The organism is Nostoc sp. CENA543 (assembly GCF_002896875.1).
Classification (GTDB): domain Bacteria; phylum Cyanobacteriota; class Cyanobacteriia; order Cyanobacteriales; family Nostocaceae; genus Trichormus.
Genome location: NZ_CP023278.1, coordinates 5,709,298 through 5,731,276 on the forward strand (window position 1 = coordinate 5,709,298; position 21,979 = coordinate 5,731,276).

The window sequence follows — 21,979 nt, forward strand, 5'->3', positions numbered from 1 at the left end:
AACGATCGCCTACTAGTATTAAATCAGGCGATCGCTTCCTATAAATTGCTAATCACTGGTGGTAACATCTCTAACACCAGAATCTCTACATCAGGAAAATGTAAGGGTGCGATCGCTTTATCTTCTGCCAAAATTGATCTACTTTGGTAGCCTTCTGGACTCGGTTCACGGAAAACGTATAGTTGACGACTCACTACATCTAACACCCAGTAATCGGAAATTCCAGCTTGTGAGTAAGCTTTGGCTTTAATTTCACAATCTAGTTTCAGGCTGCTATCTGCCACTTCAATAACAAGATACACTTCAGATGGCGTAGGGTGATGATCTGCGTAGTCCAATTGGTCTATCTTGACAACTGCAATATCAGGTTCTGGTTCAGATCGTTCATTTAACCTGATAGGGTCTTGAATAGATACCCAAGCGCGTTCTCCCAGCTTGTTTTTGATTAAATAGTCTGTTCTCCCCACCGCCGACCGATGGGCTGTTCCTTTGGCGACCATCCAAATAATTTTTCCTTCTAAGAGTTCAACTCTTTCCTCAGCACCAAAAATCCCCGCCTCAGCCATCCGGTGGTAATCTTCCACTGTCCAGAGGCGCAGTTGTAATGTAGTTTCTGAGTTTTGCATGAGTTTTTGCCAACGGGGAAAGTTTTGTTATGTTAAATTTGACAGATAAGCAATAATATGTATATTAAATTCCATCTTTCTCCACAGCATCAAAGATTTGGGAAACTTGCAGATTTAGCTGACTAAATTGAGGAGAAACGACTAAATCATCACCAGCGAAATTACCAGATTCTGTGTAAGTATTACCAGTTAATTCTAAAACTAAAACAGTTTTCGCTTCTGGGTCAATAATCCAATATTCAGGAATACCACAGTCTTGATACTGTATCCGTTTGGCGATGAAATCTCGATGTCGTTGTAATTCCCCTGGGCTAACTACTTCTATTACTAGTAGGGGCGGTAGCATAGTCAGGCGAATAGTATTACGCTGTGCTAACTGTTGAATATGTTCTTCTCGAATAATAGTTAAATCAGGATAACGGTTTCTCGGTTCGCCTCTGACTTCTAATTCCAAACCATGTCCCCGCACTCTTTTGTAACCTAAGAATGAAGCAAACTGAATTAATAAAAATGTCGCGATTTCTACATTAATGCCTGATTCTGGGGGCATCTCAATTAACTCACCATTAAATAGCTCATAGAGTTTATCTGTACCATCATCATAGGATAGGTATTCCTCAAAACTTTGGAATTGATGTTTAATTTGGAGCATCAGATTTCCTCCATGAGATATCTAATTCCTATTATGGTGGTTTATCAAAAAAAGTTAGGTTTAAAATTTCGCCCCTGGTGGAGAAAAAATCTAATGCCAATTCTCTCAAGTCGGGAAACCCGCCCACGCCACTCCCCCTTGTGACTGGCTGTCTTGAATTTTGAATTTTGTAGCTTGCTTCCCGTAGGGTATTTTGAATTTTGAATTGATTCACTGGCTGGTAATTTGAATTTCATCGAGTCTGTGAATTACCACATCAGCACCTTGAACATTATCTGGTTTGTCTATCCAAGTAATGCCAATACAACCTGCAGCTTGAGCATGGCGCGCCATTTGCATATCGCCCACGGAATCACCTACCATTAAAGTATGTTTTGCTTCTACCCCCAAAACTTGACAAGCGTGAATAAATAAAGCTGGATCTGGTTTACTCAACCCCTCATCTACACCTATTTGGGCTTGGATGTAATCAGTTAATTGATATCTGACTACAAAATCTTTTACTTCTGCGGTGGGAGCTGCGGACAAAATACCCAGCTTTAACCCAGCTGATGAGAGGTACTGTAAAACCTCTAGAGTACCTGGAAATAGGGGTGCGGGGGTTGTGTTAGTATATTTTTCCGCTTCATCTAAATATTGACGCGCTACTTTTAACGATTCAAACCAACCTCTACCAGTTTCAGCGATATAGGCGGCAGTGGCGATTTCTGTTTCTCGACGGCTGGCGACTGCCATTAATCCCCTATGATCTAAAGTGTTGCCATTAATCCCATAGGCCATTAACAATGGTTCGCCAATTCCAGGGATTTGAGCATCGATTAACCTAGCGGCTTTTTGTCCGAGCGATCGCAAATAAACTTCCGAGTCTTCTAAAGTACCATTTTTGTCAAAGAAAATTGCTTGAATGTGTTCAAACTTGGCATTTCCACAATGAATAGTCAGCAAAATATTTCCCTCCTCTCAAAGTTTTTCATTAACCATAAAAAAAGAGGGATTTCCCCTCTTTTCTTAATGCTTTAATGTTTTGAATTAAAGTAGTTTATTATTCTTCAATCGCTGCGGGAATCTCTTCCACTAATTCTTCAGTTTCGGTAGCTGCGGGAATTTCTTCTTCAACAGCACTAATCTCTTCTGCACCTTCTACGGGGAGAGTAATACCTTGCTGTTTAGCCAGCATTTGTTCTCTGTACTTAGCTGCCATTTCTTCGGCTTTATCATAAACCAAATCACGGTTTTTAATCATATCGCCGGGTTCTGGCTCTAACTGCTTAGTAGACAGAGAAATTCTACCTCTTTCAGCGTCTAAATCAATGATCATGACTTTAACTTCATCATTCACATTGAACACACTGTGGGGTGTATCGATATGTTCGTGAGAAATTTCTGAAATGTGCAGCAAGCCACTAACACCACCGATGTCAATAAATGCACCGTAAGGCTTTATACCGCGCACTGTACCGATAACTACTTCGCCTACTTCCAGGCGGTTCATCTTGCGTTCAACTAACGCGCGACGATGAGATAGAACTAGACGGTTACGTTCTTCGTCTACTTCCAAGAATTTTAAAGGCAGTTCTTCACCGACTAAATCTTCTTTTGGTTTGCGGGTGCTAATGTGAGAACCAGGGATAAAACCACGTAAACCCTCAATTCTCACCAATGCTCCCCCACGGTTGGTGGCGAATACGCCTGAACGCACGGTAGCATCTTCTGCTTGTAGCTGTCTAACACGCTCCCAAGCACGCATATATTCAATCCGACGGATGGAAAGGGTTAACTGTCCATCTTCATTTTCATCGGTGAGGATGAAAAATTCCCTGGTTTCGTTGGATTGTAAAACTTCTTCCGGGGCATCAACCCGGTTTATAGACATTTCTTGTATAGGTATATATGCTGCTGTTTTAGCACCAATGTCAATCAGAGCGCCACGCGGTTCTATACTAAAAACTGTACCTGGTACGATATCTCCGGGGCTAAAATGATAATCGTACTTGTCTAAGAGGGCAGCAAAATCTTCGTGAGTAAATCCAATTTCTGTAGCGGTTAAGTTCTGATTGACCATGCTGATTTGTTCCTGGTTCTAGTCTCCGTAAAGGTTATGCCATAATAGCGATTATGTATGCAACTGCCTAATTCGGTAGTGTACATTTAATTATCTTTCAATCCTAGCGCAGAAAAGCTGGTGCTAACACACTTCAACTTCCAGACAGATTATTATATCATAAATTGTTGTGCCAGGTAGAGACAGTTTGCCACAAGAGGGTATTGGATTTGGGTAAAAGAGTTGCTGAGTCTTGATTAGACAACTACTTTAAATATTTTTGGCATTTAGAATTACTTAACCCCTTAATTCTTAGAATTGGTAGATATCTTCTGAGTCAGGGTTTAAGTATGTACGCTCCATGTCAATTCCCATACTAGAAAATTGCTCAATTATCGATTTCATTCTCTCTTCTGGTAATTGATTTCCCTGTTCCCAGGATAATAACAATCCATTGGCAATTAATTGGCAACGGTGCATTCCGAAACTTTCCTGATTTGTCAATTTTTGCGCTACTTCTTCCGCTAGTCCCATTCCTGGTGCGAGGTATTTGGTAAATAATGGCACTTGGGGTTGGAAGTATTGCTGATGACTGCTGTATATGCTTTGAATGATCGGACGAATAGTCGCATAGTCTCTTTTATCGAAGTACAGCACTCCTGAATCATAACGCCCGTAATCACCTGGATTATACAAAACCTTGAAACTAAAAGGTATGCTAATTTCATTGAGAGCCTGGGATATTGCTCCCATCAGAGCAATTGCACCTCTACTAGTCAAATTCAGATAAATTCTGACCATAATAGGACGAATATCCAGATTTTGTCCATAATTTGCTCCTGCATCACCTACAGCCATATAAAAGCCTTTTGTGAGCAAACTTTTGGGCATTTTAATCGATACACTATCACCAACATTTGCATTTTGTTGTAATTGGGACAGATGTTTGGCGCGTTCTATATGTAGTTTTAATCCTTTTTTGGTGACAACTAAATTACCGTCATCTTCTTGTTTGATAATCTGCCAATTTGCGTCAAAATATCCTGTACCGTAGTTATTGGCATCGATTTGTTGATGAAAGTCAGCGTCTATATCCGAAAAAGCATGATTTTCAACATCTAAACGTTGGTTGGATGGTGTTTGATCGAGTCTTAACTTAGATTGAAGAGAGCCATTATAATAAATGCCGTAAATATAAGTACGTAATTGTAGACTGAGATATTGTTTTTGAGTTTCTGGTGGCATTTGAGAAAAACATTCAACCATATTAGGCGCAAGTGCCAAAGGTTGATAATGAGGGTGATGGATGGAAAAATCAGCATGGATGGCAATTTTTTGAGTAATGTCTTGTAATGTGTCAATTAATGAAGTGTTGACAGTTCCTTGATTGGATATTTGGAAAAAATTAAGTAATTGCATCATAGTTTTTAGAAAGTAATTTACTTAAGCGATCGCAGGCTGATTGATGAATTCACGAGCAGCATTACCAAAGATAGTGGGAATTGATTGTTCAGGACGACATAACAAACTTTTAGCTACTTGTAGTAAGCAAATTCCAGTATTATCAAAGGTGCTTTGATAGTGCAGCATCACACGAATTTGTTGAATCAAGGCAAAACCAGCACATTGTATGAGTTGTGGGATAAAATTTGGTCTATCTACTAATATTTCTGGAAATTCTTGGAGATAAGCCTGGGTTAAAGCTGCAATAGTAGGTTGAATTTTTTCTAGTGGTGTATTCGCTAATCTTAAGGATTGTTCAATAGTGAGAGATTGACTAAAGAGTAAACTATTCAGCCAAATCAGCAGATAGCTACCGATGAGTTTACCTAAATCCAATGCTGGATCTCCCCAAGTGGAGCGTTCCCAATCAATGAGGCGAATCGCATTTGCATTTGCGTTTTCCCAATCATTAGCTAGTAGCAGATTATTGAGCTTGAGATCATTATGAATTAAGCAGCAAGGATGCAGTGAATTAGCAAGTTCTTTAACTGCTTTACCCAGGATTTCGTATCGCTGATAGAATGCTAAAAATTTCAGAGCATCGGGAGGAGCGATCGCAAAAACTTCTGGTGTGACTCGCTCTAATTTATTAATTAGGTAATGTACAGGATTGCTGTAAATATTTTGGGGATATTGAGCTAAAAAATTTCGATATTTTTGCTGATTATATGTTGCTCGGTGAACAGTAGCGATGAGTTTACCGACTTGACTAGCTATCTCTTGGGGAAATATATTCTGATCACTATAAAATTCATTTAAATCTTGATAATTATCAAGGTACTCAAAAATGAGAATAGCATTATCTTGATCGTAGTGAATTAACTTACGTAAATATACTTGTAAATAACTTAATTCAGGAAAGTGCTGGATTAAATCCTGCGTTTGCCACTCATATAAAAACTCATTTTGTACCTTGCCGACTTGATTGGCTCTTTCCTGTTTAATCAAGAGCTTTTTATTTTCTGGTAAACTGAGTAATAAATTGAAATTTTTAGCGGCGATCGCTTCCACTTTAACCGCAGATGGAGAGATTGATTTATCTAAGATTTTATGCTCAAATAAATAATCAAAAACATTCTGAGAATTCAATTTAATTTTCATATTTCCGGCGTTGGTGAGATGGTCATAGCCCAGCTTGATTAATTAACATATCTGCGCTTTCAGAAGTAATTACGAATAGACAATACTTTTTAAGCAAATTTTATTAGACTCAAGTGTGACTTTTATGTCCTTAAATTAAAAAGAGTGACTACGATTCTAGTTCCCCCCTTTTTTCAAGGGGGGTTAGGGGGGATCAAAATGATCTGGAACAAGGTTATAAGACTTTTGCGTACACAAATAATTACATTAAGAGGGGTTTTCCAAACTCTATGAAAAGTCAAAAATTAAATTATTAATGTCCCAAAATTCCGAAAAAAAACAGACAAAAAACTGGGACTCTTCACCAAAAAGCATCTGTACAGAGTCCCAGTAATGAATACTATTTAATTGGATACTTCCTCACCAAACTAATACAGCCTTGATCCTGCTTACGGTAAAGTCGGCTGTTCTGCAACACTCAGGGGATTTTTAGACTCTGGTTTGGGATTATCTTCAGGTGCGATCGCTGTAGTAGTTTCCTCCGCATCATGAATTAAAGTAGGAAGACGCAAAGCACTAAGAGCAGTCTTAATAATTACAGCCGTAGGAACAGCAACAATTACACCTAAAAGTCCGCCAATTCTCGCTCCAGTTAACACAGAAATTAATACCCATACCGGATTTAAACCTGTAAAACTGCCTAAAATACGGGGTGCAATCAAATTTTCGAGAATTTGCTGTACAATCACAGCCGCAATCAAAACTTTGACTCCCATTGAGAAATCTTGCAAAGCCACCAAGGAAGTAGTCAGCGCAATCCCGACAGAACCGCCAAAGGGGACAAGAGCCATAATCCCAATCGTCAAGCCAAACAATAACCCAAAGGGGACTTTCAGCCATAAAAACGTCGGAATTAAGGCTGAAGCCATGCAAGTAGATAAGATGAGCTGGGTAATAAAGAAATTTTGAAAACTTAAACGTACCGTTTGAGAAAATGGCTCACGGAATCTGGTGGGTAGCCACTCCACTAAACTTTCCCAGAGTTCGCCGCCATGCTGTAAAAGATAAAAAGTCAACACCATCGTCAACAGAAAATCCAGCAGACTAGTGAATGTCACCACAGCCAGATTTAAAACTTGACCGGCGATCGCTTGTAGTTGCCCCTTGACACGATCATTAATTTGTACTACCAAAGCATCTAGGTTTACAGGTAAACCTATCACTTCGGCTTTTTCATTCAACATCATCAATTGCGATCGCCCAGAATCAATTAACTCTGGAATGCGTGCTACTAACTGTTGCGCCTGGGTAAGAGCCAAGGGAAACAAAGTTACCCCCAAAGCCAAAAGCACCGATAGAGCCAGTAAAAACACTAAAACTGCGACTTGCTCTCGTTTTGCACCGTGATACTCCATCCAGCTAACGGGATAGTTGAGCAGAAATGCTAAAACTGAGGCTCCAACTAGAATAACTATTAAGGAGTGGAAATAATTAAAAATTGCGGCAAATGCCCAACCATTGAGAACTAACAGAGGAGCGAACAGTGCGATCGCCCCAATTCTTGCTATTGGTGTTAGTGTCTGCCACCAGTTGAATAGCTTGCGTGTCTGCATCTTAAACCGATTGCGGGATAGAACTCAATAAAATTCTCGATCTATAGCTTATTATCTCTAACTACATCACACTCATTCATCCCTCTAGTTTAGGATTCGACGAACATCTTATGAAAAATTCGGAATCGAGTGATCATCTACTGTATCAAGAGAATAGCACCTGGAAAAATGAGACTGGGGAAGACATGACCCAATCCCTACCTTGTCAAAACGATGCAGAAAACACCAAAACACAGTTAATTCTATATTTAATCCCTGTGATTGGTTTTTTCCCCTCCCTTTGGACGATTTATCGCCGTCAAGGTAATCGGGAACAACTAGCTATCAGTCGTCTGTCTATAACTCTGGCGTTTACTTGGCTGTTAAGCTATCTGTTGTTAGCCACTGGTGCAGCAACTTCTGATTTTTTAGCACTGCGAATGTTAATCCTGAATAGCTTTTGTACATCTGGTTATTTTTTGGTGAGTGTCTGGCTAATTTTCAGGATTTTGAGAGGGAAGTCTTTTCGCTTACCAGGTTTAAGTAATTTAGCCCGCAAATTATGGGAATAATAAACTGGTAAAATTCACAAGAAAGCTACATATGCTCTCAGTGTTTTTCCATAGTCAACAATGCTGGTTAAATATTTTTATCAAAAATCACGATTACAAAATTTAAAATCATCAATACAATTTATTCCCAGTCCCTAAAAATCTTTCGTTTACATCTAGTCAAACAGAGTCAATTGTTGTCATACTTCAAGGAAACATGGAAAGATTTGTCACAAGGAACAAAAAATCCTGCTATAAGTGTTGTGGTTAACACTGTATTGACAAGTCAGTATGGTTTATTAAAGTTAGCTATTAAGGGTTGATTTATCTGTATTGTTAGTCGGCAAATTTACCTAAAATTAATCAGTTAAGTGTGAGGAAGTCTGTGACCAGTCAAAGAACTTCAACCGAAGGAAACCAATCAGCAAACGCCTCCAAGTCCAGGGGAAAAAATGCCAAATCTGGGCGTTGGCTATGGTTCTGGGTGGGGATGAGTGGTATTGCTATGGTGTCAGCAACAGCTGGTGCGCTATTAGCCGTATCTTTAAGTAGCACACCATTACAGCAAGCCGAGTTAAGTCCTCAAGAAGAAGCCGTCTTTGACAGTGACGCGATCGCGGGTAGTGGGTTACGCTTCTCCGAATTAACTCGTCCCGTCAATCTTTTAGTTATGGGAATGAGTGTCCTACCGCCAGATGTGCGGAACCCTCCATCTGAAACTAAAAATTTGCGATATTTACCACAAGTTAACTCCTTTGATGGTCTATCGGATGTCATGCTACTGGTGCAATTTGAACCAGAGAAGAAAAAAATCGCCATGTTGTCCATTCCCAGAGATACCCGCACCGAAATTGAGGGATATGGGATAAGAAAAATTAACGCTGCCAATGTGGAAGGAGGCCCCGCTTTAACCGCCAAAACAGTCAGTAACGTTTTAGGGGGTACAGGGATTGATCGCTACATTCGGATTAATGTCTTAGGAGTAGAAAAACTCATTGATGCTTTGGGTGGAGTGACAGTCTATGTCCCCAAAGATATGAAATATCGTGATGACTCCCAACACTTATATATTGATTTAAAAGCAGGTAAACAGCATCTAAACGGCAATCAGACTCTACAATTACTGCGTTTTCGCCACGATGAACTAGGAGATATTGGCCGCATTCAGCGTCAACAAATGGTCATTCGCGCTTTAATTGACCAAAGCCTCAACCCCATGACCTGGAAAGAATTACCAAACATCCTCAACGTAGTCAAAGATAATATTGACACCAACTTAACCGTTGAAGAACTAGTGGCGTTAGTAGGTTTTAGCGTCCGTACTAATCGGTCGAATATGCAAATGTTTATGCTACCTGGACGCTTTAGCGAAAATGGCGAGTTTGACGCTAGCTACTGGATACCGAGTAAAAGAGGTATTACCAAGTTGATGGCACAACACTTTGGTGTAGAGTCAACATCCGAACTGCAAGTTGCCGATCCAGCCAGGTTAAGAATTGCAATTCAAGATAGCACAGGCAGCGATCGCTCTCAACTCCGTCCATTAATCAAAGCTTTGGAAAAAGCCGGATATCGTAACATCTACGTTTATAAACCCTGGTCTGAACCCCTAGAAGTCACTAACATTATCGCTCAACAGGGAGATGGTAATGGTGCCGAATCAATCCGTAATTCTCTAGGTTTTGGTGAAGTGAAAATAGAGAGTACCGGCAGTCTTGACTCTGATATCAGTATTCAACTAGGTAAAGATTGGTTACAAAAGAAAGATTTATTGGATAGTTCCAGCAGTTTTTGATGTGATTAGGAACTGTGGAAATCAAAGAGACGCAAAATTTTGCGTCTCTTGTTTTTATCGTAAATCAGAGGGTTTAAGACCCCTACGTCTATACGTAGCATATTTTCAGTGGGGGTTGAAATCCCCGACTGAAAATGTCTTTAATTTTGAATTTTGAATTTTGAATTTTGAATTGTTAAACTTTTGCTAACACTGGTTGGTTTTGAACTGTGCTAGCAACATTTGATTCTGGATCTGTGCAGTAAATTTCACAGGAATTATTGGGACTTTCAATCAGTTTGACTTTGTGGAGCTTCGCGCCTAAATTTTGAATGGGCGATCGCAGTAAATTACTAATATACAAAGCAATATTCTCAGCCGTTGGTACAACCTCCGCAAAATAGGGAATATCTTTGTTTAAAAAGGTGTGGTCGAATGGCTCTACCACATAATCATCTATCACTTGATTCAAAGCACCTAAATCAACAATCATTCCAGTGCGTTGATCAATTTCACCTTTAACAGTGACTTCTAAATGGTAATTATGTCCGTGTCCGTGGGTACGGGCGCATTTACCATAAATTTCCTGATTATCTTCATCACTAAGATTGGGACTTGCGAGCCGATGGGCTGCGCTAAAGTGAGTGCTGATAGAGAGGTAAGCTTCCATTCCGTTTCCTATATAATCTGCCCAAAGTTCAGGATGTTCAAACAACTGTACGCGGACTAGCGGTAGGTGGGGTGCTAGTCTTTGCCAAATCACTCGTGCGATATTTTCCGTCGTAGGCAAAGTTTGTTGAAATTCTGCCCAGACATCATTGAGATAGGAAAAATCTAGTTGGCTGGTAACTTCTTTTTTAATTACGTGCTTCACGTCAGATAAGTTCAGCACCATGCCATATTCATCTAATTCTCCAGCCATAGAGATAAATAGGACATAGTTATGTCCATGTCCCGGAAATTTAGAGCAAGCACCAAATTTCTCAAGGTTCTCGGCTGGACTCAATTCTGGCAACCAATAGCGATGACTTGCCGAAAACTGAGCGCGGCGATTCACAATACATTGCATGAGTACACTGGGAGCAGAATTTAAAATTTCTTAATCTTTCTCTATATTCCAGCATAAACCAATTTTTTGGTCATTAGTCATTGGTTATTAGTTAGTAGTCAATAGTCAATAGTCAATAGTCAATAGTCAATAGTCATTAGTCATTAGAGAACAGGGAACAGGGAACAGGGAACAGTTTTTCCCATCTCCTACCTTGTCCCCCTTGTCTCCCCAATCCCCAGTCCCCAATCCCCAATCCCTACTCAAGCAACTGACGGCGTTTCTGCTCAAACTCGTACTCAGAAATCAATCCCTCTTGACGTAAACTATCTAACTCACGTAAAGCATCGGCGATCGCTCCGATTTGATTACCTACATCTGGGGTTTTTGCAGCCGACTGACCAAAGTTAAAATTGCGATCAAATGCTTCCTCATCTTGGGCTAAATACCAAAACCCCTCAATTGCACTAGCCACTTTGGGAATTGGTGTCCACGACAGCGCAAGATACAACAAACCCCAAAGTGGCTGTCCTAAATAAAACTTATGTAATCCAGAAAAGCTAACTGTGCCAGCAAAGGCGAGAATAGCCGCCACACTTCTACTTTTGCGCTTAATTAACATATTCCTAATTGATCAACGACTACCACAATTGTCAACATCAGACAGCCATAGGGGAATTCTAATTAAGGAAAACCCCTCATCAACCCCTAAACCCTAAGACCATTTCACGAAAATCATGATACAGATGTAAATGCTGAATATTTGCTGCATATAAGTTTTTTAATTGCGTAAAGCCTGCGGCATAGCTGCGCTTAGAGCGTAGCGGAACGTTAGTCCATTGCGTTAGCGAATTGCGAATTGGTATAAGACCTGGAGTAACAACCCATGAGAACAAATGAAATTTAGAGGGTATGGGAAAAGTTACGATTTATATATAAAGATACCTTTTCACCCCACTTTAACCCTCCCCTTGGATCTAAGAAGCAAATATGAATCTATTGTATTAATCTGAACTCTCCAGTACCCATCACCTCATCTCCAATGCTATCTTGAAATTCCTAGCGGCCTATCTACCATGATGTTACAGACTCCTCTACTTACAGAATTGCTCCAGCATCTATCAGACGATCCCTACGCTATTTTAGGACTTGCAGTAACGGCAGATGAGCGTAGTATTCTGAAGCGTTATTATATATTGGCAAAGCTGTTACATCCTGACCAGGATAGCCGCAACCAGGGAGACAAAGAATTATTCACAGCCATATTAACGCGGTTAATTAACCCAGCTTACGCTGAATTGAAGAATGTTCAAAAGCGAAGTGATAACCTAGCGAATTTGCGCGCCAAAGCCATCACCTGGGGAAAAAATGCCATAACTGAGCGTCATCCTTTGCTCCAGAAATTCATGGGGATGTCTCTTCAAGAAGCCCAGTTATTTTATGAAAAAGCGATCGCTGATTACGCCAAAATTCAGTATCAAACAATCAACCAATCTGTATTCATTGTCCAAAAGCTCAATGAATTGAACTTAGCTTACTTATACTTACAATCACAACCATTATTTAACCCTAAAGATAAAGCATCTCAGGCTGTAGTAGTTTCGCCCACTAGAAATCACACAGTTGTAGCTAAATTAAATAAAACTAAAAATTCTCCAGCATCTACCATCAATTATGCTCAACGTCACTATCAACGGGCAATAGAATATTCTAAACAATCCCACTGGTCATTGGCGGTGAGGGAATTGCGTGATGCCATCAAGCTAGAACCCAATAACAGTGATTACTATGCCTTGTTGGGAGTAATACATCAAAAACAAAAGTTTATTGGGATGGCGAAAGTTTATATTCGTCACGCTTTAAAACTCAACCCACAAAACCCACTAGCATTAAAATATGCTAGTCAGATGCAAATCCCCGTAGAATTACACGCAGATCATGTATCCTTAGCGAAGGCGATCGGCATTGCAGGCTGGTTAAGTAAGTTCCTGGTCAACGTCGAAGCAAAATTGAGTCAAGTGTTGAAATTTCGGTAAAAAGCCGTACTTCACCCGAAGCTATTTTGGGAATCAAGTCCTCTAGACTAAAATAAAAATAGATAACAGCAAAACTATAGGCTACTGAGTTTTATCACTCAGATGAATAGAGGCACATGGGATTCTTCGATTCTGAGATAGTTCAGCAAGAAGCAAAGCAGTTGTTTGAAGATTATCAAGCACTGATTAAACTGGGTAACAACTACGGTAAATTTGACCGTGAGGGTAAAAAGCTGTTTATTGGGCAAATGGAAAATATGATGGATCGCTATCGCGTCTTTATGAAGCGATTCGAGCTATCAGAAGATTTCATGGCGCAAATGACCGTAGAACAACTCAAAACCCAACTCAATCAGTTTGGTATCACCCCACAGCAAATGTTTGATCAAATGCACATGACCCTAGAAAGGATGAAATCCGAGCTAGAAAAACAGCAATAAGGATGAGGGAATGGGGAATAGGGAAAGCAGAGGAAATAACAGATAAAGTAGATTTGATTCCCATATCCAATTCCCAATCCCCGAATTTAATTGGTTTTCGGACGAGGAAACTGAGAAGGAGATTTAAAGTTTTCGACTGGGACATTTTTGAGAGCCTTCGTCATGAAGTCCTTCCAGATGGGAGCCACCATCCCACCACCAGTTGCACCACTAGCTAGTTGCCTGTTGTCGTCTCTACCTACCCAGACAGCAGTGGTTAATTGCGGTACAGTCCCGACAAACCAAATATCTTTTTCTGATGATGTTGTACCAGTTTTGCCTGCTGCTGGCCGGTCTATGGCCGCACCCTTACCAGTACCATCAGTCATAACTGAGCGCATCACATCTATAATCGCTGCTGAAGCCCAAGGATCTAGTACCTGCTGAGGTTTAGGCGTATTATCCAATAAAACGTTGCCGCTACTGTCCGTAATCCTAGCAATTACCGTTGTTGGTGACTGCCAACCGTAATTAGCAAAAGTAGCGTAAGCACTAGCCATTTCTAAAGGAGTCACCCCAATTGCCCCTAAAGGTAAAGAGGTAACAGGTTCCATCGGACTGTTGATACCCAAAGTGCGGCAAGTTTCTATGACTCTATTCATGCCTATAGTCTTGCCAATTTTAATCACAGGAATATTACGTGATTGTGCTAAGGCTGTGCGAATCGACATTGCGCCGGCAAAACTACCATCATAGTTACGTGGATAGTACCAACCGTTACCATCTCGATAGCTGACTGGAGCGTCTACGACCGTAGAGTCTGGTGCATACTTACCAGTAGCAAAGGCAGCATAATACACAAAAGGTTTAAAGGAAGATCCAGGCTGACGCTGTGCTTGGGTAGCGCGGTTGAATTCGCTGGCTTTCGGGTCTACACCACCAACCAAAGCTTTGACAAAGTGTGTTCGTGGATCGATTGCGACTAAGGCAATTTGATTTTTACTCAAACCCTGACCTTGTAGACTTTTGTGCCATTTCTTCACAGTATCTTCTGCCATAACTTGGAAGTCAGCATCCACTGTGGTTTGGACTCGCATTCCTCCTTTAAGCAAGGCTTCCCGACCAAATTTTTTCGCCAATTCTTGCGCCACAGTATTGGTGATATAGGGCAAAGCACTGCCTTGGAATGATCTAATTCTGCCGAGTTTAATTTCTTGCTTGAGGGCTTGGTCATATTCTTGCTGGGTAATCCAGTTTAACTCCAGCATTCGTCCTAAAACTTCTCTTTGTTTTTGCTTTGCCAGTTTCATACTGACAAAGGGACTAAATTCTTCTGGTGCTTGAATCAACCCCGCCATCATCGCTGATTCAGCAATAGTTAAATTTTCCGAGGATTTATTAAAATAACTCCTGGCGGCTGTTTGTACACCGTAATTGTTATGACCCCAATACACTTGATTGAGGTACATTTCTAAAATTTGGTCTTTGGTGAGAATTTGTTCTAGGCGAATGGCTAAAACTGCTTCTGCTAATTTACGGGTAAAGGCGCGTCTACGAGTCAAAAATAAGTTTTTTACCAGCTGCATGGTGATGGTAGAACCACCTTCTTTCACGCCACCAGCTACTAAGTTAGTCACGACAGCACGACCTACACCAGTGGGGTTAATGCCGTGGTGGTAGTAGAAATGACCATCCTCACTAGCTAATACAGCTCGTTTAAGATTGGGAGAAATTTTATCTAGAGGTACAACTTCCCGATTCGCTTCACCGTGGACACTGGCTAAAAGCTTACCTTTAATGTCATAGATATAAGTGGTTTCTGAGGGGAAGAAGTTGCGTAATTGCCTGACATCGGGCAAATTGCGGAAACTGATGGCTAGACCAACCAGTCCTCCAGCTACAATGGAGCTTGTTAACATCGTGATTGATAATAGAGTGCCACCAGCTACCTGGCCGACTCCTTTTAAAAACTCAAACCCCGATGAAGTCCGACGTTGGGATTGCTTTTCTTCAAAAGTCCTAGACGACACGGCGATTTCACTTCCTCACTGGTAAATATTACTGTAATTGATTCTTTGCAACAGGGCGGCTAATTTTTTGCAATTATATTAGTTTGGCAGATGAAATAGTGGGCAATTTGTCCATGTTCAAGGGATTGGGGATTGGAGATTGGGAACTGGGGAGATTTAAGCCTATGCCCATTGACTTTGAACCTTCTGTTTTATTGTAAAAAACGTAGTTAATAGCGAATCTCCTAATATGGTGGCAAATTTTTCTTGGTTAAATCGTGGAATAGTGGAAGTATTCCCACAACCAATTGATACTGATAACGAAAGTGAAAGTTTAGAGAAACGCTTGGCGACTACGAACCGCCCTTTAAGGGTCAAATTGGGAATTGATCCTACTGGTGCAGATATTCACCTTGGTCATAGCATACCAGTACGAAAACTGCGAGCGTTTCAAGATGCTGGGCATACGGCAGTCCTAATTATTGGTGATTTTACGGCTCGCATCGGTGATCCTACAGGTAAATCAGAGGTGCGTCGCCAACTGACAGAGGCAGAGGTGATGCAAAATGCTCAAACTTACCTTGACCAAGTGCGTCCTATTTTGGATTTTGACACACCGGGTCGGTTAGAGGTGCGTTATAACTCTGAATGGCTTTCCGGGCTGAATTTAGGAAAAATTATCGAGTTATTAGCGACGATGACAGTAGGTCAGATGTTAGCTAAGGAAGGATTTGCAGAACGTTATAAAAAAGAGAATCCAATTTTTCTGCATGAGTTCCTCTACCCTTTAATGCAAGGTTACGATTCGGTGGCTGTGGAGGCAGATGTGGAGTTAGGAGGAACTGATCAAAAGTTTAACATTGCTGTGGGGAGAGATTTACAGCGTCATTTTGGTCAAAAACCCCAGTTTGGCGTGCTTTTACCGATTTTAATTGGGACGGACGGTGTGCAGAAAATGTCTAAATCTTTAGGAAATTATGTTGGTTTGTCAGAACACCCAGGACAAAAGTATCAAAAGTTGCAGGGTGTGCCAGATAATTTGCTAAATCAGTATTTTGAGTTGTTAACTGATTTACCTTTAGATGAGTTACCAGAAAATCCCCGCGATCGCCAAATGTTACTCGCTTGGGAAGTCGTGAGACAATACCACGGGGAACAAGCTGCAAATGAAGCCAAGGAAGCAGCGAAAAGCGGCGGAAAAGAAGGTGCTGTACCAGAATTTTCTTTAACTGAAGTTAACCAATTTCCCGTAAAGTTAGCTTACTTACTGAATGTGAGTGGCTTGTGTAAAAGTACCGGCGAAGGTAAACGCAAAATTCAAGAAGGTGGTGTACGCTTAGATGGCGATCGCATTACTGATGTAGATGCCACTTTTGATCAAGGAAGCGATTTACACGGTAAAGTTTTGCAAGTTGGTAAAAATAAGTTTGTGCGTTTAGTACCGTAAAAGGGAAATTGGGTATGGGGAACGGGAAAGAACAGCGAGTGATAGTAGCTTTGGATGTGGCGGATGAACAAAGTGCGATCGCCCTTATCGATAAGCTAGAAGCAGTGAGTTTCTGGAAGGTGGGCTTAGAATTATTCACCAGTGTGGGGCCGAAAATTATAGAATTACTCAAATCCAAAGACAAGCAAATATTTCTGGATTTAAAGTTTCACGACATCCCCAATACTGTAGCGGGGGCTTGTCGGGCTGCGGCTGGGTACGGGGTAGATTTACTCACAATTCATGCGACAGGGGGCAGAAATGCCCTGAAAGCCGCTACAGAGGCAGTACAGGAAGGGGCGACACAAGCAGGAGTCAAACCGCCGAAATTGATTGCTGTCACCCTCCTAACAAGTATTTCTGCTAGACAGTTGGCTTTTGATTTAAAAATTCCCCTAGAGTTGCCAGAATATGCCCTAGAAATGGCGTTGATGGCAAAAGAATCAGGTTTAGATGGGGCTGTGTGTTCACCCCAAGAAGTCACCCAATTAAGGAACACTTGCGGCGATGACTTTGTATTAGTTTGTCCAGGGGTGCGTCCTGTATGGGCAGAAGCCGGAGACCAAAAGCGATCGCTTACCCCCGCCCAAGCCATCCAAGCTGGTGCTAGTTATTTAGTCATCGGTCGTCCCATTACTGCGGCTGCTGACCCTGAATTAGCTTGGCAAAGAATTATTGAGGAGGTCAATAGTCACTAGACTCATCCGCAAAGGGCAAATGCTTACTGTGACTGGGTTTGATAAAATTGGATAGAATAGGCGATCGCTATCAGGGGCTACGAAAAGATAGGTATTTGAGAGGATTCAGGGACAAAAAATGAAAATCAGGGTGAAACGTAGACAATAAACATATCCTCAAACGCCTAACCGATATCTTTTACTCCCGTCCCCACCAAAGACTAAGCAGCATAAAGTTCCCTCTTAGCGGCTTCTAGTAACCTTAGCTACAACACTGAGATATCTCAGCAGTCCGCTCCAGCCAGGTTTTTAGCCTGCGATCACCTCTACAATTGCAGCATATTCTAAACTATAAGCTTCACTACAAACTCATTTCCACAAGAAGAATCCACCTCCTCCAATCATTAATCCCAGAACTCCGTAGAGCATTATAGGTACTATAGGTAACGATGTTTTGGAAAACTGAAAGAATAAGATGTAGAGCGAAAAACCTATAAGACCAATTCCAACTATAATCAAGAACCCAGCGATGATTCTACGTTTTAAAGGCGTAGATGATGTAGAAGATCGCACTTCATGATACTGATACTTGGTTGAAGTTGGTTTAGTTTGTATAAACTCATCCCTACTTTTGCTACTATCTGTGCGAGAAAGTTGCTGCTCAAGCTGAGTGAGTTCTTCCTGAATTACAGAAAGTTCCTGCTCAATAGTTTTAATTTGACGGTCTAGTTTGAATTGATTTCCTGGATCTGTTTCGATTAGTTTAGCTTGGCGTAGAGAAGTCAGTCGATCGTGGACAAGCTCCCAATCTTGCTGTTTACTTTCATACATTGCTTGTAAACGTCGAACAGATGACATTAATCCCTTCCCCACTACCTAAATCTCAACATTAAACTTACCCTAACTGCTGTTCGTTCGTGACAATTTAAGACAAAATCAGTTTTGTCAATAGTAATTATGCTATAAACAAACTACTTAATGGAGTATTAAATATAGCTTTGTACTGATTTTTCAGAGCAAGAATGAATGATGTTTTAAAATTTAACGCGATCGCCAGCTTAAAAACTGTATTTTCTATCCCCATTTTTAGCATATTCTTAAGCACTATTGCTGATTGACAAATTGTTCATGACCTTAACCTGTCACGGGTGGCTGCTGTTCAACCTGTTCAAGTTGATAGTTAACACCCTACCCCATGCCTCTTGCTCACTGCCCCCAATCCCATGAACCAATTCCCTGGCTGGCAACTAATTTTATTATTCCTTGTGCCTTTTAACTTTTTACTTTTGCCCTATTCATCAGCGAGGGGTGAAAAGTCTGTCTGTGCTGAAAAAGATTTACCTACATTAACTACTCAGCTATTGCGAGATTTACCTAGCTATGCTAACCGGGCTAGTCAACGAGGTCGTCGTCTGCAAAGAAGTAGTGATATTTTTAGCTATATGTTAGTAGCTGGTAGACCAGAATTTCAGCCTTTGCCATTACAACCTGTAGAACAACAGAAAAGCACTAATCAAAATATTGAGCAAGTATTTTTCACTACTTTATCCAGGCAATATATAGACAATAAAGTGGTGGAATTACAAGAATTTCACTGGTTATTATTAACTAAAACCCCGGATATTCCGCAGTTTTTGATGATGTTTACTCAAACAGGTGCTTATCCCCAAAAGCAACCACCATCACCACCACGAGATAGCAGTAATGGTTCAGTAGCCCAAGGTATCAAAGCTTGGCTGAGAGATTGTCAGGCTGGAAGTTTGCGAAGTATTTAATTGTCACTATTCTCATCTTGTTTATCTGTACCAGCGTTTTCCATATCACATTCTGCTAGCAAGTCATTTATATTATCAGGAAAATCTCCATTTATCACTTTTTTAGTAAAAACTTGATAGCAATCGTTTTTATCCCCTTCCTTGCGAGGAAAGCCTAACCAAAGAATAATCACAATTCTTGGTTCTTTAAATGCTCTAAAAAACAATCTGTATCTTTCCGGTAATCCCATTTTTTTGAGACGACCATATTTCTGTAAAGGTTTTTGTAGAACAAAATGTGATGCAAATGGGTCTTGAGTTATTTTTTCTTTAATACCAATATTGAGTGCTTTCAATAACTTTACATCTGCATGACAAATAAACTCTTCTTGAGGTAATTCATTTTTTAGTATACGAACTCTCTCACGCAAATTCACCCATTGTTGATTAAACAGTGGGTGAAAAAAGATTTGCCATTCATTAATAGAGAAAGTAGGCATTAATCTATCTCTACGTCAGCTAGTAAATCATCTATTTCATCACTCATTTCTTGAGTATAAGGAACAAGATTAGATGGATTTTGTACTGCATCTTTCATGAGGAAGTCTAGAAAGAGACTCATCATTAGACTTTCGTGATCGTCCTCTTCTGGTAAATTATCTGTTTCTAATCGAACTAAGAACGTGTTTTCAGATAAGATTTCAATGTAACCGGAGGCGTTTGCTAGATGAGGATATTCTTTAGAGAAGGCACGAGGTAAACGAAACCCATCTTGGTTGCCGACTTTGGCATAAGTTATGGGATATTTTTTTGGAGACATAAGAGAATGAATATTATAACTTTTGTTATAACATTAACATATTTAAAATAAAAAAGACAGGTAATTAGCCTGTCTAAAAATTATTGATTTAGCAGAGAATTTAGAAATTAAGTTCAGCAGCTTGGACTTTTTCAACTTGCTTCTTCTTGAGAATTAGCATGACTTGAGCTAGCATAACTAGCACAATGAAAGCAATCAACCAGCCAACTCTGTTGGCATCTTGCAATACGATTTCTACGTCTTTTTGACCGAAACCACCAACGTTAGGATTATTGGTTAAAGCTTCGCCTGCTGTGACGGCTTGTCCTTCAGAAACAATCAGTTCTGGGCCTGCGGGAATGGTATCGCTGACAACTTCACCGGACTCGGTTTTGATGTCTACTACATATTTAACGCTACCGCTTTCATCTTCTTCTTTAGCAATCTTGCTAATTGTGCCTGTAGCCGCAGCAGTGTAGGCGTTGTTGTTGCTCTTTTCGCCTGTAGGATAGACTTGTCCGCGTCCTCTGTTACCGCCTACATGAACTGAATATTTACCGAAGTGAATATTTTTGTCGTTGGCGGGGTTGGGAGAAAGAACTGGGAAGACGATTTCCTGATATTGTTCGCCGGGTAATGGCCCAACGATGACGACGTTTTCTTGATCTTCTTTGTAGGGTTGGAAGTAAACGTCGCCGACTTCTTCTTTCAATTCTTCAGGAATACGGTCTGCGGGAGCAATTTTGAAGCCTTCAGGAAGCATCAATACTGCACCAACGTTTAAGCCGACTTTAGAACCATCAGCACCAACTTGTTGCACGCTGGTGTCGTAAGGAATCTTCACGACGGCTTTAAATACTTGATCAGGTAATACTGACTGAGGAACTTCTACTTCTGTTGGCTTGGCTGCTAGGTGACAGTTAGCACAAACAATTCTCCCTGTCGCTTCGCGGGGGGTTTCTGGGGCGGTCTGCTGCGCCCAGAAGGGATATGCAGCCGCAGATTGAGGAAAGGTGATGTCGCTGGTAAAGAAAATTGTCACGGCAGCGATCGCGACGAGCAACGCTTTTACGATTGCTCTAGCAGAGCGAGTTAACCTCGCTATTGTACAAGCATTTCTCATCTCATTTAAGGACAACGATTGAATTAGTCATTGGTCATTAGTCATTGGTCATTAGTTACTAGTCAATAATCTGAAACTATCGGCTGTTGAACTAATAACTCACTACTCAGCACCGGCTAAACGCCGCGCTTCCGCTAACATTACTCAGCATTGATATTATGCCCACCAAGGTTCTTCGTTGGTGCGGAAGTCGGTTTCAGTCCAAGGAGTGAGAACGATTTTATCGTCTTCTACATTGGCGTGGCTTAAAGCTAAAGAACGGGGTGCTGGGCCGCGAACTACTTTACCTGTAGCGTCGTATTGAGAACCGTGACAAGGACATTTGAATTTGTTCTCTGCCGCGTTCCAAGGTACAACACAACCCAAGTGGGTACAAACGGCGTTGATACCGTAATCGGTAATTGCTTCTTTGCTTTCTACCACAATGTAAGTTGGGTCTCCCTTGAGTCCTTGAACTAGGGTGCGATCGCCTACATTATGGCTTGCCAGAAATTTGCTGACGCTAACATCGTTGCCCAGCTCGTCTTTTGCTGTTGTACCGCCACCTGCGCCACCGCTAGCTGGTGGAATAAAGTAATTGACAACGGGATACAATGCACCCAGAGCAACACCTGTGACAGTTCCAAAAGTTAGCAGGTTCATGAATTGACGTCGCCCCATATCGGGAACGTCCATAGATTCAGAAAATTGAGCCATAATCTACGCGCTCTTTCGTGTATTTTGTTAAGCGTTTTGACAAGAGTAACTTGAGGGTCTCCCGTCTAGAGTCGAAATGCTAACGCCGACCGTGATGCTTTACTTCTTTGTTG

Annotated in this window: 22 protein-coding genes; 7 read left to right on the top strand and 15 right to left on the bottom strand. The window is 41.0% G+C overall.

Annotated features, from left to right (window positions below):
• Positions 1-38 precede the first annotated feature (38 nt).
• The 7 genes from CLI64_RS23885 to CLI64_RS23920 all read right to left on the bottom strand — a co-directional run bounded on the left by CLI64_RS23885 (position 39) and on the right by CLI64_RS23920 (position 7,515).
• Complete coding sequence (locus CLI64_RS23885) at positions 39-626, bottom strand: Uma2 family endonuclease (RefSeq protein ID WP_103139558.1); 588 nt, start codon at positions 624-626, stop codon at positions 39-41.
• Positions 627-690: 64 nt separating this feature from the next.
• Positions 691-1,278 (bottom strand): Uma2 family endonuclease, encoded by a 588-nt coding sequence (locus CLI64_RS23890; protein ID WP_103139559.1) that lies wholly within the window; start codon positions 1,276-1,278, stop codon positions 691-693.
• 210 nt (positions 1,279-1,488) lie between these two features.
• Entirely contained in the window at positions 1,489-2,223 is a 735-nt protein-coding gene (locus tag CLI64_RS23900) for an HAD family hydrolase (protein WP_103139561.1), read from the bottom strand.
• Between the two features lie 97 nt (positions 2,224-2,320).
• Positions 2,321-3,340, bottom strand: coding sequence for a 30S ribosomal protein S1 (locus CLI64_RS23905; protein ID WP_103139562.1), 1,020 nt, complete (start codon positions 3,338-3,340; stop codon positions 2,321-2,323).
• Between the two features lie 291 nt (positions 3,341-3,631).
• Positions 3,632-4,741 carry a T3SS effector HopA1 family protein gene (locus tag CLI64_RS23910; protein ID WP_308418369.1) on the bottom strand — a complete coding sequence of 370 codons (1,110 nt, stop codon included), beginning with the start codon at positions 4,739-4,741 and terminating at the stop codon, positions 3,632-3,634.
• A gap of 21 nt (positions 4,742-4,762) precedes the next feature.
• Positions 4,763-5,923 (bottom strand): phosphotransferase, encoded by a 1,161-nt coding sequence (locus CLI64_RS23915; RefSeq protein WP_103139564.1) that lies wholly within the window; start codon positions 5,921-5,923, stop codon positions 4,763-4,765.
• 428 nt (positions 5,924-6,351) lie between these two features.
• Positions 6,352-7,515: an AI-2E family transporter gene (locus CLI64_RS23920; RefSeq protein ID WP_103139565.1), complete on the bottom strand. Its 1,164-nt coding sequence runs from the start codon at positions 7,513-7,515 to the stop codon at positions 6,352-6,354.
• Positions 7,516-7,700: 185 nt separating this feature from the next.
• Between CLI64_RS23920 and CLI64_RS23925 the strand changes: the two genes are divergently transcribed.
• Together CLI64_RS23925 and CLI64_RS23930 are read left to right on the top strand one after the other, a co-directional pair.
• Positions 7,701-8,066, top strand: coding sequence for a hypothetical protein (locus CLI64_RS23925; protein ID WP_103140850.1), 366 nt, complete (start codon positions 7,701-7,703; stop codon positions 8,064-8,066).
• Positions 8,067-8,430: 364 nt separating this feature from the next.
• Positions 8,431-9,840 (top strand): LCP family protein, encoded by a 1,410-nt coding sequence (locus CLI64_RS23930; RefSeq protein WP_103139566.1) that lies wholly within the window; start codon positions 8,431-8,433, stop codon positions 9,838-9,840.
• A gap of 175 nt (positions 9,841-10,015) precedes the next feature.
• On the opposite strand, the gene CLI64_RS23935 is transcribed toward CLI64_RS23930, so the two are convergent.
• A complete protein-coding gene (locus tag CLI64_RS23935; protein ID WP_103139567.1) occupies positions 10,016-10,888 on the bottom strand; it encodes a 6-carboxytetrahydropterin synthase in 873 nt (290 codons plus the stop codon).
• Between the two features lie 238 nt (positions 10,889-11,126).
• Positions 11,127-11,489 carry an NINE protein gene (locus CLI64_RS23940; protein ID WP_103139568.1) on the bottom strand — a complete coding sequence of 121 codons (363 nt, stop codon included), beginning with the start codon at positions 11,487-11,489 and terminating at the stop codon, positions 11,127-11,129.
• 454 nt (positions 11,490-11,943) lie between these two features.
• Here CLI64_RS23940 and CLI64_RS23945 point away from each other — a divergent pair, with 454 nt between their 5' ends.
• Positions 11,944-12,903, top strand: a complete 960-nt coding sequence (locus CLI64_RS23945; protein WP_225977419.1) for a DnaJ domain-containing protein — start codon at positions 11,944-11,946, stop codon at positions 12,901-12,903.
• 116 nt (positions 12,904-13,019) lie between these two features.
• Positions 13,020-13,343 carry a DUF1825 family protein gene (locus CLI64_RS23950; RefSeq protein ID WP_103139570.1) on the top strand — a complete coding sequence of 108 codons (324 nt, stop codon included), beginning with the start codon at positions 13,020-13,022 and terminating at the stop codon, positions 13,341-13,343.
• Positions 13,344-13,429: 86 nt separating this feature from the next.
• On the opposite strand, the gene CLI64_RS23955 is transcribed toward CLI64_RS23950, so the two are convergent.
• A complete protein-coding gene (locus CLI64_RS23955; RefSeq protein ID WP_103139571.1) occupies positions 13,430-15,352 on the bottom strand; it encodes a transglycosylase domain-containing protein in 1,923 nt (640 codons plus the stop codon).
• Positions 15,353-15,581: 229 nt separating this feature from the next.
• Between CLI64_RS23955 and tyrS the strand changes: the two genes are divergently transcribed.
• Both tyrS and pyrF read left to right on the top strand, forming a co-directional pair.
• Complete coding sequence (gene tyrS, locus CLI64_RS23960; protein WP_103139572.1) at positions 15,582-16,778, top strand: tyrosine--tRNA ligase; 1,197 nt, start codon at positions 15,582-15,584, stop codon at positions 16,776-16,778.
• A 14-nt stretch (positions 16,779-16,792) separates the two neighbouring features.
• Complete coding sequence (gene pyrF, locus CLI64_RS23965) at positions 16,793-17,515, top strand: orotidine-5'-phosphate decarboxylase (protein ID WP_103139573.1); 723 nt, start codon at positions 16,793-16,795, stop codon at positions 17,513-17,515.
• 348 nt (positions 17,516-17,863) lie between these two features.
• On the opposite strand, the gene CLI64_RS23970 is transcribed toward pyrF, so the two are convergent.
• Entirely contained in the window at positions 17,864-18,352 is a 489-nt protein-coding gene (locus tag CLI64_RS23970) for a hypothetical protein (RefSeq protein ID WP_157943318.1), read from the bottom strand.
• Positions 18,353-18,717: 365 nt separating this feature from the next.
• Here CLI64_RS23970 and CLI64_RS23975 point away from each other — a divergent pair, with 365 nt between their 5' ends.
• Entirely contained in the window at positions 18,718-19,269 is a 552-nt protein-coding gene (locus CLI64_RS23975) for a hypothetical protein (RefSeq protein ID WP_225977420.1), read from the top strand.
• On the opposite strand, the gene CLI64_RS23980 is transcribed toward CLI64_RS23975, so the two are convergent.
• The 4 genes from CLI64_RS23980 to petC form a co-directional block, all read right to left on the bottom strand.
• The gene (locus CLI64_RS23980) at positions 19,266-19,748 is read right to left on the bottom strand and encodes a type II toxin-antitoxin system YhaV family toxin (protein WP_103139576.1); all 483 of its coding nucleotides are present in this window, start codon (positions 19,746-19,748) and stop codon (positions 19,266-19,268) included. The two genes, CLI64_RS23975 and CLI64_RS23980, sit on opposite strands and share 4 nt — an antisense overlap.
• Positions 19,748-20,068, bottom strand: a complete 321-nt coding sequence (locus CLI64_RS23985; RefSeq protein ID WP_103139577.1) for a hypothetical protein — start codon at positions 20,066-20,068, stop codon at positions 19,748-19,750. The genes CLI64_RS23980 and CLI64_RS23985 overlap by 1 nt, the downstream gene beginning before the upstream one ends.
• A gap of 100 nt (positions 20,069-20,168) precedes the next feature.
• On the bottom strand, positions 20,169-21,170 hold the full coding sequence (gene petA, locus CLI64_RS23990) for a cytochrome f (protein WP_103139578.1): 1,002 nt from the start codon (positions 21,168-21,170) through the stop codon (positions 20,169-20,171).
• Between the two features lie 156 nt (positions 21,171-21,326).
• Positions 21,327-21,866 carry a cytochrome b6-f complex iron-sulfur subunit gene (petC, locus tag CLI64_RS23995; RefSeq protein WP_103139579.1) on the bottom strand — a complete coding sequence of 180 codons (540 nt, stop codon included), beginning with the start codon at positions 21,864-21,866 and terminating at the stop codon, positions 21,327-21,329.
• Between the last annotated feature and the right edge of the window lie 113 nt (positions 21,867-21,979).

What these genes read in the sequence shown, in the direction of transcription:
- CLI64_RS23885 (WP_103139558.1), bottom strand. Translation starts at nt 626, where the DNA reads ATGCAAAACTCAGAAACTACATTACAACTGCGCCTCTGGACAGTGGAA.
- CLI64_RS23890 (WP_103139559.1), bottom strand. Translation starts at nt 1,278, where the DNA reads ATGCTCCAAATTAAACATCAATTCCAAAGTTTTGAGGAATACCTATCC.
- CLI64_RS23905 (WP_103139562.1), bottom strand. Translation starts at nt 3,340, where the DNA reads ATGGTCAATCAGAACTTAACCGCTACAGAAATTGGATTTACTCACGAA.
- CLI64_RS23910 (WP_308418369.1), bottom strand. Translation starts at nt 4,741, where the DNA reads ATGATGCAATTACTTAATTTTTTCCAAATATCCAATCAAGGAACTGTC.
- CLI64_RS23915 (WP_103139564.1), bottom strand. Translation starts at nt 5,923, where the DNA reads ATGAAAATTAAATTGAATTCTCAGAATGTTTTTGATTATTTATTTGAG.
- CLI64_RS23920 (WP_103139565.1), bottom strand. Translation starts at nt 7,515, where the DNA reads ATGCAGACACGCAAGCTATTCAACTGGTGGCAGACACTAACACCAATA.
- CLI64_RS23925 (WP_103140850.1), top strand. Translation starts at nt 7,701, where the DNA reads ATGACCCAATCCCTACCTTGTCAAAACGATGCAGAAAACACCAAAACA.
- CLI64_RS23935 (WP_103139567.1), bottom strand. Translation starts at nt 10,888, where the DNA reads ATGCAATGTATTGTGAATCGCCGCGCTCAGTTTTCGGCAAGTCATCGC.
- CLI64_RS23940 (WP_103139568.1), bottom strand. Translation starts at nt 11,489, where the DNA reads ATGTTAATTAAGCGCAAAAGTAGAAGTGTGGCGGCTATTCTCGCCTTT.
- CLI64_RS23945 (WP_225977419.1), top strand. Translation starts at nt 11,944, where the DNA reads ATGATGTTACAGACTCCTCTACTTACAGAATTGCTCCAGCATCTATCA.
- CLI64_RS23950 (WP_103139570.1), top strand. Translation starts at nt 13,020, where the DNA reads ATGGGATTCTTCGATTCTGAGATAGTTCAGCAAGAAGCAAAGCAGTTG.
- tyrS (WP_103139572.1), top strand. Translation starts at nt 15,582, where the DNA reads ATGGTGGCAAATTTTTCTTGGTTAAATCGTGGAATAGTGGAAGTATTC.
- pyrF (WP_103139573.1), top strand. Translation starts at nt 16,793, where the DNA reads ATGGGGAACGGGAAAGAACAGCGAGTGATAGTAGCTTTGGATGTGGCG.
- CLI64_RS23970 (WP_157943318.1), bottom strand. Translation starts at nt 18,352, where the DNA reads ATGTCATCTGTTCGACGTTTACAAGCAATGTATGAAAGTAAACAGCAA.
- CLI64_RS23975 (WP_225977420.1), top strand. Translation starts at nt 18,718, where the DNA reads ATGAACCAATTCCCTGGCTGGCAACTAATTTTATTATTCCTTGTGCCT.
- CLI64_RS23980 (WP_103139576.1), bottom strand. Translation starts at nt 19,748, where the DNA reads ATGCCTACTTTCTCTATTAATGAATGGCAAATCTTTTTTCACCCACTG.
- CLI64_RS23985 (WP_103139577.1), bottom strand. Translation starts at nt 20,068, where the DNA reads ATGTCTCCAAAAAAATATCCCATAACTTATGCCAAAGTCGGCAACCAA.
- petA (WP_103139578.1), bottom strand. Translation starts at nt 21,170, where the DNA reads ATGAGAAATGCTTGTACAATAGCGAGGTTAACTCGCTCTGCTAGAGCA.
- petC (WP_103139579.1), bottom strand. Translation starts at nt 21,866, where the DNA reads ATGGCTCAATTTTCTGAATCTATGGACGTTCCCGATATGGGGCGACGT.